The following is an 18,146-nucleotide window of genomic DNA, read 5'->3' as shown; positions in this document are numbered from 1 at the left end:
CCTACACTCGGTGGCGTGCCCCGTGGTGATGGACGACTCAACCACGACCTGCTCCCCGGCGAGAAAGGCCCCCAGGACGCTTGCGGCGTCTTCGGTGTCTGGGCTCCGGGTGAAGAGGTCGCCAAGCTCACCTATTTCGGACTGTATGCCCTGCAGCACCGTGGACAGGAGTCCGCGGGCATCGCAGTGAGCAACGGGTCCCAGATCCTGGTCTTCAAGGACATGGGACTGGTCTCGCAGGTCTTCGACGAAACGTCTCTGGGATCTCTCCAGGGCCATATCGCGGTCGGTCATGCCCGTTACTCCACCACCGGTGCCTCGGTGTGGGAGAACGCGCAGCCGACGTTCCGTGCGACCGCGCACGGCTCGATCGCCCTGGGCCACAACGGCAACCTGGTCAACACGGCCCGGCTCGCCGAGATGGTCGCCGCCCTTCCCCGCAAGGACGGCCGCTCCACCCAGGTCGCCGCGACGAACGACACCGATCTGGTCACCGCCCTGCTCGCCGGCCAGGTCGACGAGGACGGCAAGCCGCTCACCATCGAGCAGGCGGCCCCCAAGGTGCTCCCCGAGGTGAAGGGCGCCTTCTCCCTCGTCTTCATGGACGAGCACACCCTTTACGCGGCCCGTGACCCGCAGGGCATCCGCCCGCTGGTTCTGGGTCGGCTGGAGCGCGGCTGGGTGGTGGCCTCCGAGTCCGCCGCCCTCGACATCTGCGGTGCCAGCTTCGTCCGCGAGATCGAGCCGGGCGAGCTCGTCGCCATCGACGAGAACGGCCTGCGCAGCTCGCACTTCGCGGAAGCGAAGCCCAAGGGCTGTGTCTTCGAGTACGTCTATCTGGCCCGCCCCGACACCGACATCGCCGGGCGCAACGTCTATCTCTCCCGGGTGGAGATGGGCCGCAAGCTGGCTGCCGAATCCCCCGTGGAAGCCGACCTGGTCATAGCGACCCCGGAGTCCGGTACCCCCGCCGCCATCGGATACGCGGAGGCCAGCGGCATCCCGTTCGGCTCCGGACTGGTGAAGAACGCCTATGTCGGCCGGACCTTCATCCAGCCGTCGCAGACCATCCGCCAGCTGGGGATCCGGCTCAAGCTGAACCCGCTCAAGGAAGTCATCAAGGGCAAGCGCCTGGTGGTCGTCGACGACTCGATCGTCCGCGGCAACACCCAGCGCGCGCTGGTCCGGATGCTCCGCGAGGCCGGAGCCGCCGAGATCCACATCCGGATCTCGTCCCCGCCGGTGAAGTGGCCCTGCTTCTTCGGCATCGACTTCGCGACCCGCGCCGAGCTGATCGCCAATGGCATGACGGTCGACGAGATCTGTACGTCGATGGGTGCCGACTCGCTCGCGTACATCTCGCTCGACGCGATGGTCGAGGCGACGACGATCGCCAAGCCGAACCTGTGCCGCGCCTGCTTCGACGGCGAGTACCCGATGGAGCTGCCGGATCCGCAGCTGCTCGGCAAGCAGCTGCTGGAGACCGAGCTGGCGGCAGGCCCTGCGGCAACCGCCGCGTCCGACGCGCTGCGTCGTCCGTGACGGCCCGGCCGTATCCCTCTGGCCACCAGCCCCGTATCTCCACACGAAAGATCCCAGGCCATGTCTGAGACAACAGGTGCTTCCTACGCGGCAGCGGGCGTCGACATCGAGGCCGGCGACCGCGCCGTCGAACTGATGAAGGAGTGGGTGAAGAAGACACGGCGCCCCGAGGTCCTTGGTGGCCTGGGCGGTTTCGCCGGACTCTTCGACGCCTCTGCTCTCAAGCGTTACGAGCGTCCGCTGCTCGCCTCCGCCACCGACGGCGTCGGGACGAAGGTCGACCTCGCGCGCCAGATGGGCGTGTACGACACCATCGGCCACGACCTCGTCGGCATGGTCGTCGACGACCTGGTCGTCTGCGGTGCCGAGCCGCTCTTCATGACCGACTACATCTGCGTCGGCAAGGTGCACCCCGAGCGTGTCGCGTCCATCGTGAAGGGCATCGCCGAAGGCTGTGTCCTGGCCGGCTGCGCCCTGGTCGGCGGCGAGACCGCCGAGCACCCGGGGCTCCTCGGCCCCGACGACTTCGATGTCGCCGGTGCCGGTACCGGTGTGGTCGAAGCCGACCAGCTGCTCGGCCCGGAACGTATCCGCGAGGGTGACGTCGTGATCGCGATGGCGTCGTCCGGTCTTCACTCCAACGGGTACTCGCTCGTCCGCCATGTGGTGTTCGACCGGGCCGGCTGGGCGCTGGACCGGGAGGTCGAGGAGTTCGGCCGGACGCTCGGTGAGGAGCTCCTGGAGCCCACCAGGATCTACTCGCTGGACTGCCTCGCCCTCACTCGGACGACCGAGGTGCACGGCTTCAGCCATGTCACCGGCGGTGGCCTGGCCAACAACCTGGCCCGGGTCATCCCGGACGGACTGCACGCCAGGGTCGACCGGTCCACCTGGACGCCCGGCGCGGTCTTCGACCTGGTCGGCAAGGCGGGGCAGGTCGAGCGGCTGGAGCTGGAGAAGACGCTGAACATGGGCGTCGGGATGATCGCGATCGTCCCCGCCTCTTCCGTGGACGTGGCCCTGACGACGCTCGCCGACCGCGGTGTCGAGTCGTGGGTCGCCGGCGAGATCACGGAGCGTGGGGCACACACCTCGGGCGCCGAGCTGGTGGGCGACTACGCACGGTAGTGCGAAGTGGCGACCGGGTCCTGCCCGGTCGCCACTTCGCTCCTGCGCACCTTCGTTCCCGGACACCGCGCGGTGCCGGAACGATGCTGTCGCGGAACCGTGTCGAGGCAACACAGAACCCGGTCCGGGACGGGCCTGGACCGGGTTGAAGTGTCAGCGCGAGGTCAAGCGCCGCGGCGCTGCGACGACGAACTGGACGTGTCGTCCTCGTCCTCTTCGTCGTCGTCGTCGTTGTACAGATCCGCGTACTGTGCGTACCGGTCGTCTTCCTCGTCGTCGTCCTCGAACGGCTCCGCGTTCGGTGGCTGACTCGAAGTCGATGCGCCCAGCTCACTGGCCAGACGCGACAGGTCAGTCCCGCCGCTGCTGTACTTCAGCTGGCGGGCGACCTTGGTCTGCTTGGCCTTTGCCCGGCCGCGCCCCATGGCTCGACCCCCTCGGTGACGGGGCTCGACGGCCCCAGAGTCTTGACACGCGTTCATGTTTCAGGACGGACTCTCGACAGAGAGACCGTGCCTGTAGGGCTTCAACGGTACCTGCTTCCGCGGCCATGCGGTACGCCGCCCGCATCACGTGCCTCGGAAGGAGACCGGCGAGAAGCCCTTTCCTCGCTGGTCAACTGCGATTTTAGCCTCTTCTCGGCATGCGACCCGCCGACCGGCGTGAGTCTTCTCTCGCAGGTCGGCGGGTCGGACGAAGGGAAAGGGCAGGGAAGGTGCGGGGCGGCGAGTGACGCCCCGCGACCGTCAGCTACGGCGTGCTTCGGCCATGCGCTGTTCGGCGATCCGGTCGGCCGCGGCGGCCGGCGGAATCCCATCATCCTTTGCACGTGCGAATATCGTGAGAGTGGTGTCGAAGATCTTCGTCGCCTTCGCCTTGCACCGGTCGAAGTCGAAGCCGTGCAGCTCGTCGGCGACCTGGATGACACCGCCGGCGTTCACCACGTAGTCGGGTGCGTACAGGATCGCCCGGTCCGCGAGGTCCTTCTCGATCCCGGGGTGCGCGAGCTGGTTGTTGGCCGCACCGCACACCACCTTCGCCGTGAGCACCGGAACGGTGTCGTCGTTCAGGGCGCCGCCGAGCGCGCACGGGGCGTAGATGTCGAGACCCTCGGTGCGGATCAGTGCCGCGGTGTCCGTCGCGACCGCGACCTCGGGATGCAGATCGGTGATGCGGCGGACGGACTCCTCGCGCACATCCGTGATCACGACCTCCGCGCCGTCCGACAGCAGGTGCTCGACCAGGTGGTGACCGACCTTGCCGACTCCGGCGACCGCTACTTTTCGGCCACGCAGCGTCGGGTCGCCCCAGAGGTGCTGGGCGGAGGCCCGCATGCCCTGGAAGACACCGAACGCCGTGAGGACGGAGGAGTCGCCGGCGCCGCCGTTCTCCGGGGAGCGGCCGGTGGTCCAGCGGCACTCGCGGGCGACGACGTCCATGTCGGCGACGTAGGTGCCGACGTCGCAGGCCGTCACATAGCGGCCGCCGAGCGAGGCCACGAACCGGCCGTAGGCCAGCAGCAGCTCTTCGGACTTGATCGTCTCGGGGTCCCCGATGATCACGGCCTTCCCGCCGCCGTGGTCGAGACCGGCCATGGCGTTCTTGTAGGACATACCGCGTGACAGGTTCAGAGCATCCGCGACGGCCTCCTCCTCGGAGGCGTACGGGTAGAACCGGGTGCCGCCGAGGGCCGGGCCCAGGGCGGTGGAGTGGAGGGCGATGACAGCCTTGAGGCCGCTGGCGCGGTCCTGGCAGAGCACGACTTGCTCGTGGCCTCCCTGATCCGAGCGGAACAGGGTGCGCAGGACGCCGTCGGTCACATCGGTCACTGTGGTGACTCCCAAGTACGAAGCGGCGGGACCCTCCTGGAGGTGGGGAGGGCCGCGGCCCGGCCGCACGGCCGGTCCGATGGGCACGAGAGTAAGTCCTACGCGGGCGTAGATCTGTTCCAGTGCTCAGGATCACCCCCCGGCGGAGTACGGGCATGACACGATTTGCTGCATGGCGGTGGTGTCTTCAGTACTCGTCCCTTACGCGTCCTACCTCCGGGTGTACGAGCCGCTGGCAGCCTTCCCGGAGCCCGAGCGCACCCATTGGACGCGTTACGCCGGGCGGGCCCGTATCCCCACCGCCCAGGACGAACTGCGTCGTTCCCTTGCCGACTTGGTGGCCACGCCGCCGGTCGGCGTGCCCGTGCGCGAGAGCGCGGACGCGTTCGTCGCCGAGATCGACGGAGTGGTGTGCGTCTGTCCGTGGCGGACCAGGCTGCGCGGGTGGCTGGCGCTGGGGGAACTGATGGAGATGTTCCCCGGACCGGTGCTCGACGCCGTACTGCCCCCGGTGGTGCGGGGCCAGGCGGTCGTGGACCACGAGCGGTGGGCGGAGCGCAATCCGGACGCCAGGCCCTGGATCCTCACGTCGGTCTGGCAGGTCCCGGTGTACTGGTTCACGCTCTTCTGCGACGAGGAGCGGGAGTACACGGAGGCGGGCGAGGACGGTGAGCCGCCCGTGCTGCGCTACCGGACGCCGATGGTCCAGGCCCGGCGTCGGCTGGCGCGGGCCCTGAAGGCGCTGCGCGAGAACGTGGACGAGGGTCCGCTGACCGAGCGGCTCGTGGAGGTGGGGCGCTGGCTGGAGGAGTTCCATCCGCGCGCACTGGTGGAACTGGACTACGCCGGCCTGGTGCACGCGCTGCCGCCGGAGCGGCTGGCCGAGGACCGCTCGGCCGCCGATGTGGCCGAGGGCATCGCGGCGCTGCGGGCGGGCGACGCCGAGGGGGCCGGTGCGGCCTACGGACGGCTGGTGGAGCGCTGGCGGGCGGTAAAAGATCGTCAGTTCGCGAACTGACGTGGTTCCCTGGGCGTCTGAACGTGTGACGCGTGTGACCCGTGAAGCTGGAGGGGCGCAGGTGTGTCTTGGGACACAGGACCTACGTCCCGAACCGGGCCTATGCCTCAAGCGTGATGGATTGCACTAACTGGGCCCTTGCGTCCTTCCCTACTCCTCGTGCCAAAATAGGACAAGGAGCCCGGGGAGGGCTCCATCCGCCCAACTAAGGGCGGAATGCTCTGCATTGCATGCTATGGGGGGTCTGGTGACTCCTGATCGTCCTGTGACTGATCGTCACGGTGGCGTGACTGTCCGCTATGGCATGGTCCATCGGCTTCCGTCGCTGATGAACACCTGGGAGGGCAATTCCATCGGTTTGGCCGACGCGGCTGGACGGATGGTGTAGTTGTAGTGCCGAGGACAAGCCGTTCGTCCTATAACCGACTCGACCCGCGTCCGCCATTTCGGGCAACGCGGGTCAAGGTGCAGAATTTAGAGGAAAGAACCGAGATGGTTCGGTTCTCCCGAGGAGGCCGCTCATGACCGCTCGCACCCCTGATGCCGAGCCGCTGCTGACCCCGGCTGAGGTCGCCACGATGTTCCGCGTGGACCCGAAGACGGTTACCCGCTGGGCCAAGGCGGGCAAGCTCACGTCCATCCGCACGCTTGGTGGACACCGCCGGTACCGCGAGGCAGAGGTCCGCGCACTGCTTGCGGGTATCCCGCAGCAGCGCAGCGAGGCCTGACACACCCCCTGCCGCGCCACAACTGGGCTAGCGGGCCCCCCAACCCGCATAAGCCCCCCATAGCTCCACATGACGGGCGTCCGCCCCAACGGGCGCCATACCTGTTCCATACGGGTGCGTCGTTCATCGCGCTGGACTCCGCCGGGTCCAGCGCGATTTTTCTGTTCTCCGGCGATGTCGGAAACCGGACGTCCGGTTGGCTCTGGTCAGGGGTGGCGATGCGTCTGTGTGTGGGCCTGTTCGGGCTTGTGTGGGCCTGACCCCGAGGGGCTGGGGAGGTTGGGTCGGCACGGTTCGGAATGTCCTGTGGTGCTCCCGTCCGAGTGGTGCAATTGCACATATTAAATTCGCCAGTTGTAGGGAGGGAGTAAAGACACACCTTCCTGAAACTCTTTGAGTGACTCCTATCACACTGCATGGGCCGCGCCGGGTACCAGGCTGCCACTTCCGGGGAGTGGATTGCCTCGCCATTGGTCACTCGATGGAGGGGCTTTGGTCCTTGGTTGCCCAGACCCCTCTGTGTGCCGTTCTGGGGCCCCCACGCACAGAACCGGCGGGGCGGGGCGGGGAGGGGCGTCCGAGAGGCCGTCACGGGCCCCTGGAGAGTCGCGGAAGGCGATGGTGGACCGGGGCGTCGGGGCGCGAGGTGGCGGCAGTCGGAAGCGGCGGCCGGATGGGCGCGCGGAAGTGTGCGGGTCTCGTGCGCCATGGGCGTCGCCGTACGCGCCACCTCCCCGTGGGCCACCGTCCCGTGCCCGCGAAGTGCGCGGCGGTCGCCGCTCTCTGACTGCCCGTCGGAAGATGTCGGCGGCAGGACGCGAGAAAGCCCGGATCCAGTGGATCCGGGCTTTCTTTACTGCGGTCCTGACGGGATTTGAACCCGCGGCCTCCACCTTGACAGGGTGGCGAGCACTCCAAACTGCTCCACAGGACCAGGTTTTCGCTGCTGCCTTGCGGCTGGCTGCGAAGACAGACTGTACAGCAGGTCAGAGGGTCTGGTCGACCTCACCCAAGGTGCCCGGTCCATTACGCCGGTGACCGGGTGCGTCTCACGGGGCAGCGGCGTCGATCGCTTTCATGATCCGCTTGTCGGAGACGGGCTGGGCGGTCCCCAGGGCGTGCGCGAAATAGCTGACCCGGAGCTCCTCGATCATCCAGCGGATGTCCAGGACCTCCTGCGGGACGGGCCTGCCCTGCGGCATCTGTTCGAGCAGCCAGGCGTACTCGTCCTGCATCTCGTGGACCTTCTCCATGCGCGTGGTGTCGCGCTGGACGGCCGTGGGCATCTGCTGGAGCCGGCGGTCCGCCGCGACCAGATAGCGCATCAGGTCGGGCAGCCTGCGCAGCCCGGTCGCGGTGACGAAGCCGGGGGGTACGAGGGCGGCGAGCTGGTTCCGTACGTCGGTGACGTTGTTGACCAGGACGAGGCTGTTGGTGGCCTTCAGGCGCCGCTCGCAGGACTGCCAGGCGGCGAGCACCTGCTGGACCTGCTTGACGGTGTGCTCGGTCAGGGCGACGAGGTCGGCACGCACCTGGTCGTACAGCTTGCGGTACGACTCCTCGTCCCAGGCCGGGCCGCCGTGCACGCCGATCAGCCGGTCGGCGGCCGCCGTCGCGCAGTCCTCGAAGAGCGCCTGGATGGAGCCGTGCGGATTGCGGGACAGGGCCAGCTTCTGCTGGTTCGTCAGCTGGTCCGAGGCGAACTTCGCCGGGTTCACCGGGATGTTCAGCAGAATCAGCTTCCGAGTGCCGCGCCACATCGCCTTCTGCTGCTCGGCCTCGGTGTCGAAGAGCCGTACGGCGACGGTGCCCGCCGCGGCTCCCTCCTGCTCGACGAGGGCCGGGTACGCCTTGACCGGCTGGCCGGCCCTCCGGGTCTCGAAGACCTGGTTCAGCGTGCCGATCGTCCAGTCCGTGAGGCCCGAACGCTCGATGGACTCGCCCGACGGGCCCGCGGTGGCCGCAGCGGCCTTGGAGAGGGCCTGGCGGGCCTTGGGGCGCAGCTGGAGCTTCAACGCCTCCAGGTCCTTGCCCTCGGCGACCTTGCGGCGCCGCTCGTCGACGATCCGGAAGGTGATCTTCAGGTGGTCCGGGACGCGCGTCAGGTCGAAGTCGGCGGCGTCGACCGGGACGCCGACCATGCGCTGGAGCTCCCGGGCCAGCGTGACCGGCAGCGGCTCCTGGAGGGGGACCGCGAGGTCGAGGAACTTGCCCGCGTAGTTCGGCGCGGGAACGTAGTGCCGGCGGACCGGCTTGGGCAGCGAGCGGATCAGCTCCGTGACCACCTCTTCGCGCAGGCCGGGGATCTGCCAGTCGAAGCCCTCCGCGGTGACCTGGTTGAGCACCTGGAGCGGAATGTGGACCGTGACGCCGTCCGCGTCCGCGCCGGGCTCGAACTGGTACGTCACCCGGAACTTGAGCTTCCCCTGCCGCCAGGAGTCCGGGTAGTCGTCCTTGGTGACCGCCCCGGCCTTCTCGTTGATGAGCATCGAGCGCTCGAAGTCCAGCGCGTCCGGCTCGTCCCGGCGCTTGTGCTTCCACCAGGAGTCGAAGTGCGCCCCGGAGACCACGTGCTCGGGGATGCGCCGGTCGTAGAAGTCGAAGAGCGTCTCGTCGTCCACGAGGATGTCGCGGCGCCGGGCGCGGTGCTCCAGCTCCTCGACCTCTCCGAGGAGCTTGCGGTTGTCGTGGAAGAACTGGTGGTGCGTCCGCCAGTCGCCCTCGACCAGGGCATTGCGGATGAACAGATCACGGGAGGTCTCGGCGTCGATGCGGCCGAAATTGATCTTGCGCTGGGCGATGATCGGTACCCCGTACAGCGTGACGCGCTCGTACGCCATCACCGCTGCCTGGTCCTTCTCCCAGTGCGGTTCGCTGTAGGTGCGCTTCAGCAGGTGCTGGGCCAGCGGCTCGATCCACTCGGGCTCGACCCGGGCGTTGACCCGCGCCCACAGCCGGGACGTCTCGACCAGCTCGGCCGACATCACGAACCGCGGCTGCTTCTTGAACAGCGCCGATCCGGGGAAGATCGCGAACTTGGCGCTGCGGGCGCCGAGGTACTCGTTCTTCTCGGTGTCCTTCAGCCCGATGTGCGAGAGCAGCCCGGCCAGCAGCGAGGTGTGCACCGACTGCTCGGGCGCGTCCTCCCCGTTCAGCTCGATACCCATCTGCTTCGCGACCGTGCGCAGCTGCGCGTAGATGTCCTGCCATTCGCGGATGCGCAGGAAGTTCAGATACTCCTGCTTGCACATCCGGCGGAAGCTGGACGAGCCGCGCTCCTTCTGCTGCTCACGGATGTACCGCCACAGGTTCAGGAACGCCAGGAAGTCGGAGGTCTCGTCCTTGAAGCGGGCGTGCTGCTGGTCGGCCTGTGTCTGCTTCTCCGAGGGCCGCTCGCGCGGGTCCTGGATGGAGAGCGCGGCGGCGATCACCATGACCTCGCGGACACAGCCGTTGCGGTCGGCCTCGATGACCATCCGGGCCAGGCGCGGGTCGACGGGCAGCTGCGAGAGCTTCCGGCCGAGCGGGGTGAGCCTCTTCTTCGGATCCTTCTCGTTCGGATCCAGTGCGCCGAGCTCCTGGAGGAGCTGGATGCCGTCGCGGATGTTGCGGTGGTCCGGCGGGTCGATGAAGGGGAACTTCTCGATGTCGCCGAGGCCGGCCGCGGTCATCTGCAGGATGACGGAGGCCAGGTTCGTCCGCAGGATCTCCGGGTCGGTGAACTCCGGGCGGGTCAGGAAGTCGTCCTCGGAGTACAGCCGGACGCAGATGCCGTCCGAGGTGCGGCCGCAGCGGCCCTTGCGCTGGTTGGCGCTGGCCTGCGAGATCCGCTCGATCGGCAGCCGCTGGACCTTGGTGCGGTGGCTGTAACGGGAGATCCGGGCGTTGCCCGGGTCGATCACGTACTTGATGCCGGGGACGGTCAGTGAGGTCTCGGCGACGTTGGTCGCCAGGACGATCCGGCGTCCCGTGTGGCGCTGGAAGACGCGGTGCTGCTCGGCGTGCGAGAGCCGGGCGTAGAGGGGGAGCACCTCGGTGTGGCGGAGGTTCTTCTTGTTCAGCGCGTCCGCGGTGTCGCGGATCTCGCGTTCGCCGGAGAGGAAGACCAGGATGTCGCCCGGCCCCTCCGACTGGAGCTCGTCGACGGCGTCGCAGATCGCGGTGACCTGGTCCCGGTCGGCGTCGTCGCCGTCCTCCTCGAGGAGAGGGCGGTAGCGCACCTCGACCGGGTAGGTACGCCCGCTGACCTCGACGATCGGGGCCTCGCCGAAATGGCGCGCGAACCGCTCGGGGTCGATCGTCGCCGAGGTGATGACAACCTTCAGGTCCGGGCGCCTGGGCAGCAGCCGGGCCAGGTACCCGAGCAGGAAGTCGATGTTCAGCGACCGCTCGTGGGCCTCGTCGATGATGATCGTGTCGTATGCGCGCAGCTCGCGGTCCGTCTGGATCTCGGCGAGCAGGATGCCGTCCGTCATCAGCTTCACGAACGTCGCGTCCGGGTTCACCTGGTCGGTGAAACGGACCTTCCAGCCGACCGCCTCGCCCAGCGGGGACTTCAGCTCGTCCGCGACACGCTCGGCGACCGTACGGGCCGCGATCCGGCGCGGCTGGGTGTGCCCGATCATGCCCCGGACACCGCGGCCCAGCTCCATGCAGATCTTGGGGATCTGCGTGGTCTTGCCGGAGCCGGTCTCCCCGGCGACGATCACGACCTGGTGGTCGCGTATCGCCGCCAGGATCTCGTCCTTCTTCTGACTGACCGGGAGCTGTTCCGGGTACGACACGGTGGGCATGCGCTCGGCACGCAGGGCGAGCCGTTCGGCTGCCTTTCCGGACTCGACGGCGATCTCGTCCAGCACGGACTGCCGGGCCTCGGGCTTGCGGATGCGGCGCGCCCCTTCGAGACGGCGGCCGAGCCGGTGTGCATCGCGGAGCGAGAGCTGTCCGAGCTGGGACTGGAGATCAGCGAAGGAAGTAGACATACGGGGTCCAGGATCTCACCCGGGCCCGAGGAACGGCGAGCGTATTTCATGCGGTCCGGGTCACCCTCTCGTCACTGCACGGATATGCGGAGTCGCAGCACGTACCATTTCCGGCAGCTGACCACCTGCTGTACCCGTCCGGGCTTCTTGTACTGAGGGTGCGGGCACGGCGTACCCCGGCCGGCCGCCCCTCCTCCCTCCCGCGTCACCAGCACGGAGTCCCGCATGCCCCCGTCCTCACGTACGCAGTCGTCCAGGAAGCCGCTGTTCTACGGTGCGGGAGTGGTCCTCGCTGCCGCTCTGCTCGGCTTCGTCTCCTATCGGGCCACCGCCCCCGACCCCTCCGGTCCCTCCGCCTCCTCGCCGGTCGCCGAGGTCACCGCGGACCCGGATGCCGGGGTCTATCCGGAGCTGGCGGGGCTCGCCCGGCGCGACGCCGGTGACGGGCTCGCGCAGGGCCGGGTGGACGCTCCCGTCGTCCTCATCGAGTACGCCGATTTCCTGTGCGGCTACTGCGGCAAGTTCGCCCGCGACACCGAACCCGCCCTGGTGGAGAAGTACGTCGACCACGGCACCCTGCGCATCGAGTGGCGCAACTTCCCGATCTTCGGTGCCCAGTCGCAGGCCGCGGCACGGGCCGCCTGGGCAGCCGGGCAGCAGGGCCGCTTCTGGCAGTTCCACCGCGCCGCGTACGCCGAGGGGGCCAAGGAGAAGGGGTTCGGCGAGGACCGGCTGAAGGCGCTCGCCCGGCAGGCCGGGGTCGCGGACCTGGACCGGTTCGTGCGTGACGCCGACAGCTCCGCCGCATCCGACGCGGTGAGCAAGGACCAGGAACAGGGGTACGGGATCGGTGCGACCTCCACCCCGTCTTTTCTGATCAACGGCCGTCCGCTCGCCGGGGCCCAGCCGCTGGCGGCCTTCGCCGAGGCCATCGAGGCGGCGGCCGAGGCGGCCCGCACCACGGAGGACGCCAAGAGCGGCACGGGCGCCAGGAGCGGCACCGCGGGCGCCGAGGACGTCGCGGGCGGCGCGGGATGACAACCGGCATCGGCTATGTCGCGGCCTTTCTCGGCGGACTGCTCGCCCTGGTCAGTCCGTGCAGCGCGCTGCTGCTGCCCGCCTTCTTCGCGTACTCCATCGACTCCGCCTCGCGGCTCCTGGCCCGCACCGGCATCTTCTACGCGGGTCTGGCCACCACCCTGGTCCCGCTCGGTGCCGCCGGCTCGTACGCCGGGCGGCTCTTCTACGGCCACCGTGACGCGTTCGTCCTCGGTGCGGGGTGGCTGATCATTGCGCTCGGCGTCGCGCAGATCGTGGGCCTGGGCTTCGCCTCGCGCCGGATCAGCGCGCTCAGCGGCCGGATCCGCCCGGCCACCGCCGTATCGGTCTATGCGCTGGGCTCCGTGTACGGCCTGGCCGGTTTCTGCGCGGGGCCGATCCTCGGCAGCGTCCTCACCGTGGCGGCGGTCGGCGGCAGCCCGGCCTACGGCGGCCTGCTGCTCGCCGTCTACGCGCTGGGCATGGCGGTCCCGCTCTTCCTGCTCGCGCTGCTCTGGGAGCGTTTCGACCTGGGGCGGCGGGCATGGCTGCGCGGTCGCACCCTCCGGCTCGGCCGATTCGAGCTGCACAGCACGACGCTGCTGTCGGGGCTCTTCTTCATCGCCCTCGGCGCGCTCTTCCTCGCGTACGACGGGACGACGGCGCTGCCCGGCCTGTTCGATGTGGACGAGTCGTTCGCCGTCGAGCAGCGGGTGCAGCGCATCGGTGCGCAGGTGTCGGACGCGGTGGCGCTGGTGGCCGTGGTCGCGATGGTGCTGCTGGTCCTGGCGGTACGGGCGTGGCGCGGCAGGGGCGTGAACTCGGCGGAGCGGGAAGAGGCCTGACACGACGAAGGCCCCGTCCATCGGACGGGGCCTTCGGGTGGTGGCTGGGGCCGGGATCGAACCGGCGACCTATCGCTTTTCAGGCGATCGCTCGTACCAACTGAGCTACCCAGCCACGCAGCTCATAAAGGCTGCAGCGGTCCTGACGGGATTTGAACCCGCGGCCTCCACCTTGACAGGGTGGCGAGCACTCCAAACTGCTCCACAGGACCTAGCAATGTGCGAGACAAGTCTCGCACACGTTGATGCGTGCCCCCAACGGGATTCGAACCCGTGCTACCGCCTTGAAAGGGCGGCGTCCTGGGCCACTAGACGATGAGGGCTAAGGGCCCACCTGCGCGCTTTCCAGCGCGTCGGGGACGTGAGAAGCATATGGGATGGCGGCGGCTATCGCCAAAACGGTTTGTGGGGACGTCGTGGGAGGGGCCCGGGCGGGGAGTGGGAGGGCCCGGGCCGGTGGGTGGGGGACCCGGGCGGGGGAGCGGGCCGGGGCGTCCGGGGAGCGGTCCGGCCCGGGGGAGGCCCGGCCGTGCGGACGTCAGCCCCAGCCCAGTTCGTGGAGCCGCGCGTCCTCGATCCCGAAGTGGTGCGCCACCTCGTGGACGACGGTCACGGCCACCTCGTGGACGACCTCCTCCTTGGTCTCGCAGAAGCGCAGGGTCGGGCCCATGTAGATCGTGATGCGGTCGGGGAGGACCCCGGCGTACCACTCACCGCGTTCCGTGAGAGGTGTTCCTTCGTAGAGACCCAGCAGCTCCGGGTCGCCGGCGGCGGGCTCGTCCTCGACGAACACCGCCACGTTGTCCATGACCCGCGTCAGCTCCGGCGGGATCTTGTCGAGGGCCTCGCTCACCAACTCTTCGAACGCGTCGCGCGTCATCTCCAGCACATCCCCATTGTCCGGGACGATCGCCTGTCCGGGGCGATCGCGGACCAGGGGACGCGGCGGCGGATCCGGTACGTGTCCCGTGGACCGGGCGGCCCTCGTCGGCTTCCGGGACGGGGCCGCCGGCCGGTTCCGGTGCCGTGCCACCGGTCCTGGATGGGGTCGCCGCCCCTGCGCTGCGGGGGCGGGAGGGCATGGGGCGGGGCGTGTCCCCGGCGGGGGATTGGGAGTTGGGCACGGAGTCCCCTGCTTCCTGTACCGCTCCGCCCCTCTTCGTACCCCGGAGGTGTCCCCCGTGCGCCAGCTGTCCGCCCGCGTCCGATGGGCGGCCGTCGTCACCGTGACGGTCGCCGCGTCCACAGGCTGTATGAGCGTCGGTGGCGGCGGAGAAGAGCCCCCGGCATCGCCGCCGTCCGGGGTGAGGGGGAGCGTGGCCGAGCCGGACGGCGGCACCGTGGCCGGCACCGGCGGTGCCCGCACCGGCGGTGGCGGCGAGCAGGCGCACTCCGGACGGGAGGCGCCCGAGCGCACGGCATCGGCGAAGCCGGACGTCCCTGCCGCTTCCTCCGAGGCACCCGGCGGGGCAGGTCCCGGCGGTCAGGGAGCGACGCAGGGCGGCGGGCTCCCGGCATCCTCGGCCTCGCCCCCGGCGTCGGAGGCCCCGCAGCGGCCGGTGACCCCGCCGCCGTCCGGCCCGGCCGCTTCCGAGCCGCCGGCCTCCCCGGGGCCGGACCCGGGGCCCGCGGAGCCGTCGCCGCAGCCCTCCGCCTCGTCGGCGGTCGGGTTCCGCAGCGACGTGGTGAGCGCACTGGAGGGTCCGGGTCCGGCGTCGCTCCGGACGCCGGAGGCGTCGCCGCAGGCGGGGCCGGTGTAGCGGGGCGGAGAGGCCGGTTTGCGCAAAGTGGGAGGGAGTGCGTATGGTGTTAGATCGTTTGATCCCATTGCCCGGCGCCGAAACAGAAGCGCGCCGTGTGGCGCGTACTCTCCCTTGCCGTGGCTGGACCGCATTGAGGCGGTCGAAATTGCGAATCACGGAGTTATGGGCGCGTGCCGAGACTCCGGAAGGTTTCGCATTTCGCATGTCAATTTCCAGTTCTGACCACACCGTCATGCCCGAGAACATCGAGAACGACGAGCTCATCGAGGCCGCGGAGGCCGTCGTCGCCGAGTCCGTCGAGGCCGACGCCCCCCAGCCCGACTCCGCCGACGCCGACGCCGAGCCGACCATCGGCTTCGCCGACCTGGGGCTGCCCGAGGGCATCGTCCGCAAGCTCGCGCAGAACGGTGTGACCAGCCCCTTCCCGATCCAGGCCGCGACCATTCCGGACGCCCTGGCCGGCAAGGACATCCTGGGCCGTGGCCGCACCGGCTCCGGCAAGACGCTCTCCTTCGGTCTGCCGACCCTGGCCACGCTGGCCGGCGGCCACACCGAGAAGAAGAAGCCCCGCGCGGTCATCCTCACCCCGACCCGTGAGCTCGCGATGCAGGTCGCGGACGCGCTCCAGCCGTACGGCGACGTGCTCGGCCTGAAGATGAAGGTCGTCTGCGGCGGTACGTCGATGGGCAACCAGATCTACGCCCTGGAGCGCGGTGTCGACGTCCTCGTCGCCACCCCGGGCCGGCTGCGCGACATCATCAACCGGGGTGCCTGCTCCCTGGAGAACGTCCAGATCGCCGTCCTCGACGAGGCCGACCAGATGTCCGACCTGGGCTTCCTGCCCGAGGTCACCGAGCTGCTCGACCAGGTTCCGGTCGGCGGTCAGCGCATGCTCTTCTCCGCCACGATGGAGAACGAGATCGGCACGCTGGTCAAGCGTTACCTGCACGACCCGGTGAGCCACGAGGTCGACAGCGCCCAGGGCAACGTCACGACCATGACGCACCACGTCCTCGTCGTGAAGCCGAAGGACAAGGCGCCGGTCACCTCCGCCATCGCCGCCCGCAAGGGCCGCACCATCATCTTCGTCCGCACCCAGCTGGGCGCCGACCGCATCGCCGAGCAGCTCGTCGAGGCGGGCGTCAAGGCGGACGCGCTGCACGGCGGCATGACGCAGGGTGCCCGTACCCGCGTGCTCGCCGACTTCAAGGACGGTTACGTCAACGCCCTCGTCGCGACCGACGTCGCCGCCCGCGGCATCCACGTCGACGGCATCGACCTGGTGCTGAACGTGGACCCGGCCGGTGACCACAAGGACTACCTGCACCGTTCGGGCCGTACCGCCCGGGCCGGCAAGTCCGGTGTCGTCGTCTCGCTGGCCCTGCCGCACCAGCGCCGCCAGATCTTCCGCCTCATGGAGGAGGCGGGCGTCGACGCCTCGCGCCACATCGTGGGCGGTGCGGGCGCCTTCGACCCGGACGTCGCCGAGATCACCGGCGCCCGCTCGCTGACCGAGGTCCAGGCCGACTCGGCGAGCAACGCCGCCAAGCAGGCCGAGCGCGAGGTCGCCGACCTGACCCGGCAGCTGGAGCGCGTCCAGCGCCGTGCCGGTGAACTGCGCGAGGAGGCCGACCGCCTGGTCGCCCGGGCCGCGCGTGAGCGGGGCGACGACCCCGAGGCCGCGGTGGCCGAGGCCGCCGCGGAGGCGGAGGCCGCGATCGAGGCCGCCGCCGTACCGGAGCAGCCCGCCCGCGACGACCGTCGCGACGAGCGCGGCAACTTCGAGCGCCGGGACAGCCGTGGCGGTCACCGGGGCGGTCACGACCGCCGTGACGACCGCGGTGGCGACCGTGGTGGTGACCGTGGTTTCCAGCGTCGTGACGACCGTGGTGGCCGTTCCTTCGAGCGCCGTGACAACGACCGTCCGTCGTTCAGCCGCGACCGTCGTGACGACCGCGGTGGTGACCGTGGTTTCCAGCGTCGTGACGACCGTGGTGGCCGTTCCTTCGAGCGCCGTGACAACGACCGTCCGTCGTTCAGCCGCGACCGCCGTGACGACCGCGGTGGCGACCGTGGTGGTGACCGTGGTTTCCAGCGTCGTGACGACCGTGGTGGCCGTTCCTTCGAGCGCCGTGACAACGACCGTCCGTCCTTCAACCGCGACCGTCGCGACGACCGCCCCTCCGGCGGCTTCCGCTCCGGCGGCAGCGACCGCCCGTTCAACCGCGACCGTCGTGACGACCGCCCGTCGGGTGGCTTCCGCTCCGGTGGCGACCGCCCCTACGGCCGCCGTGACGACCACCGCGGTGGCACCAACTCCGGTTCCTTCGGCCGCCGCGACGACAAGCCGCGGTGGAAGCGCAACGGCTGAACGCCGTGAGGCAGCCCCGCCCAGGGTCTGCTGAACCTCTTCGCGCAGCGGGCCCGCTCCTCACGAGCGGGCCCGCTGTCTTTTCGTATCGGGGCGACTGCCGGCATCCGGCGACTCGCGCAGGGATCCGGCCGGGAGCATGGCTCGAGCCCCTTGTGGTGGCTGGTCGTTGTTCGTCCGCGCCTCGTCGAGGATCCGTTCGTCCTGGATCGCCTTCACGAGGATCGCGGGTGCCGGAGACCTCGACGGCGACGGTCACGACGATGTGTCGGCCCGTCACGAGGACGGCCGGCTACCCCCGACAGGGGTCTCCCCTGCCACGGCGCCGTCGGCGCGCGGAACCCCGCCCGCACCTCCGTGAGCCTCTCCTGATCCCCGTGACGTGGCCCGGTAACCGATACCCGATCGGCGACAGCGCCACGGCGGGCTATGCTCAGGGGTGATTCGCCGAGGGCCGTTAGCTCAATTGGCAGAGCAGCGGACTTTTAATCCGTTGGTTGTGGGTTCGAGTCCCACACGGCCTACCGCGAGCAGGGAGGGGTTACCCCTCTGACCTGCTACTGAGCGCCTCGATCGGTTTCCGCCGGTCGGGGCGCTCCGTCGCTCCCGGTCTTGTGCGTGAGCGGACGGCCCGGCAGCAGCCGCTACGGAGGCGGTTTTACGGGCACGAGGCACCGGCGCAGTCACGGCTTCTGCCGCAGCCCCGTCGACCTCAGGCAGCAGGCTCGTGTACGTGTCCGAGGTCGGCGTGATCGTGGAGTGGCGGAGCGTCTCCTTGATCGTGTGGAGGTTGCCTCCGCCGCTGTGCGCGAGGGTCGCGGAAACGTGTGGTAGATCCCGGAGGGTGATCGGCGGAAGAACCGCAGACCCCGGCGGAGCGGTCCCAGGGTCTGGGAGGACGA

General features: G+C 69.6%; 12 protein-coding genes, 5 tRNA genes and 1 pseudogene. 9 read left to right on the top strand and 9 right to left on the bottom strand.

What is annotated here, in order from left to right:
- Positions 1-15 precede the first annotated feature (15 nt).
- Together purF and purM are read left to right on the top strand one after the other, a co-directional pair.
- Complete coding sequence (purF, locus tag AB0L71_RS27130) at positions 16-1,542, top strand: amidophosphoribosyltransferase (protein ID WP_365247728.1); 1,527 nt, start codon at positions 16-18, stop codon at positions 1,540-1,542.
- A 60-nt stretch (positions 1,543-1,602) separates the two neighbouring features.
- Positions 1,603-2,670, top strand: coding sequence for a phosphoribosylformylglycinamidine cyclo-ligase (gene purM / locus AB0L71_RS27125; protein WP_365247726.1), 1,068 nt, complete (start codon positions 1,603-1,605; stop codon positions 2,668-2,670).
- Positions 2,671-2,834: 164 nt separating this feature from the next.
- On the opposite strand, the gene AB0L71_RS27120 is transcribed toward purM, so the two are convergent.
- Both AB0L71_RS27120 and AB0L71_RS27115 read right to left on the bottom strand, forming a co-directional pair.
- Positions 2,835-3,095, bottom strand: a complete 261-nt coding sequence (locus AB0L71_RS27120; RefSeq protein WP_365247724.1) for a DUF3073 domain-containing protein — start codon at positions 3,093-3,095, stop codon at positions 2,835-2,837.
- Positions 3,096-3,416: 321 nt separating this feature from the next.
- Positions 3,417-4,499, bottom strand: coding sequence for a Glu/Leu/Phe/Val dehydrogenase dimerization domain-containing protein (locus AB0L71_RS27115; protein WP_365247722.1), 1,083 nt, complete (start codon positions 4,497-4,499; stop codon positions 3,417-3,419).
- Between the two features lie 172 nt (positions 4,500-4,671).
- Between AB0L71_RS27115 and AB0L71_RS27110 the strand changes: the two genes are divergently transcribed.
- Positions 4,672-5,517, top strand: coding sequence for a hypothetical protein (locus AB0L71_RS27110; RefSeq protein ID WP_365247720.1), 846 nt, complete (start codon positions 4,672-4,674; stop codon positions 5,515-5,517).
- Between the two features lie 521 nt (positions 5,518-6,038).
- Positions 6,039-6,245 (top strand): developmental transcriptional regulator BldC, encoded by a 207-nt coding sequence (gene bldC, locus AB0L71_RS27105; protein ID WP_003949541.1) that lies wholly within the window; start codon positions 6,039-6,041, stop codon positions 6,243-6,245.
- A gap of 859 nt (positions 6,246-7,104) precedes the next feature.
- On the opposite strand, the gene AB0L71_RS27100 is transcribed toward bldC, so the two are convergent.
- Together AB0L71_RS27100 and hrpA are read right to left on the bottom strand one after the other, a co-directional pair.
- Positions 7,105-7,179: transfer RNA gene (locus AB0L71_RS27100), tRNA-Asp, on the bottom strand.
- Positions 7,180-7,294: 115 nt separating this feature from the next.
- Positions 7,295-11,227, bottom strand: coding sequence for an ATP-dependent RNA helicase HrpA (hrpA, locus tag AB0L71_RS27095; protein ID WP_365247718.1), 3,933 nt, complete (start codon positions 11,225-11,227; stop codon positions 7,295-7,297).
- Between the two features lie 225 nt (positions 11,228-11,452).
- On the opposite strand from hrpA, the gene AB0L71_RS27090 reads away from it, so the two are divergent.
- Together AB0L71_RS27090 and AB0L71_RS27085 are read left to right on the top strand one after the other, a co-directional pair.
- Positions 11,453-12,265, top strand: coding sequence for a thioredoxin domain-containing protein (locus tag AB0L71_RS27090; RefSeq protein ID WP_365247716.1), 813 nt, complete (start codon positions 11,453-11,455; stop codon positions 12,263-12,265).
- Positions 12,262-13,110 (top strand): cytochrome c biogenesis CcdA family protein, encoded by an 849-nt coding sequence (locus AB0L71_RS27085; protein ID WP_365247714.1) that lies wholly within the window; start codon positions 12,262-12,264, stop codon positions 13,108-13,110. The genes AB0L71_RS27090 and AB0L71_RS27085 overlap by 4 nt, the downstream gene beginning before the upstream one ends.
- Positions 13,111-13,148: 38 nt before the next feature.
- Here the strand turns inward: AB0L71_RS27085 and AB0L71_RS27080 are convergent.
- From AB0L71_RS27080 to AB0L71_RS27065, 4 genes are all read right to left on the bottom strand, one after another.
- Positions 13,149-13,225, bottom strand: a tRNA-Phe gene (locus tag AB0L71_RS27080).
- 22 nt (positions 13,226-13,247) lie between these two features.
- Positions 13,248-13,322 (bottom strand) — tRNA-Asp (locus AB0L71_RS27075).
- A gap of 38 nt (positions 13,323-13,360) precedes the next feature.
- A tRNA-Glu gene (locus tag AB0L71_RS27070) sits at positions 13,361-13,433 on the bottom strand.
- Positions 13,434-13,648: 215 nt separating this feature from the next.
- The gene (locus AB0L71_RS27065; RefSeq protein ID WP_365247712.1) at positions 13,649-13,999 is read right to left on the bottom strand and encodes a metallopeptidase family protein; all 351 of its coding nucleotides are present in this window, start codon (positions 13,997-13,999) and stop codon (positions 13,649-13,651) included.
- 292 nt (positions 14,000-14,291) lie between these two features.
- Between AB0L71_RS27065 and AB0L71_RS27060 the strand changes: the two genes are divergently transcribed.
- From AB0L71_RS27060 to AB0L71_RS27050, 3 genes are all read left to right on the top strand, one after another.
- Positions 14,292-14,870, top strand: a complete 579-nt coding sequence (locus tag AB0L71_RS27060; protein WP_365247710.1) for a hypothetical protein — start codon at positions 14,292-14,294, stop codon at positions 14,868-14,870.
- Positions 14,871-15,105: 235 nt separating this feature from the next.
- Entirely contained in the window at positions 15,106-17,244 is a 2,139-nt protein-coding gene (locus AB0L71_RS27055; protein ID WP_365247831.1) for a DEAD/DEAH box helicase, read from the top strand.
- Positions 17,245-17,695: 451 nt separating this feature from the next.
- Positions 17,696-17,768 (top strand) — tRNA-Lys (locus AB0L71_RS27050).
- 33 nt (positions 17,769-17,801) lie between these two features.
- Here the strand turns inward: AB0L71_RS27050 and AB0L71_RS27045 are convergent.
- Positions 17,802-18,102, bottom strand: a pseudogene (locus tag AB0L71_RS27045) (site-specific integrase); the annotation flags it as partial.
- Positions 18,103-18,146 lie beyond the last annotated feature (44 nt).

This window comes from Streptomyces sp. NPDC052052 (assembly GCF_040680455.1).
Taxonomy (GTDB): domain Bacteria; phylum Actinomycetota; class Actinomycetes; order Streptomycetales; family Streptomycetaceae; genus Streptomyces.
Note: the sequence above shows the minus strand (reverse complement) of the source record. Positions and strands in the feature narration are given on the sequence as shown.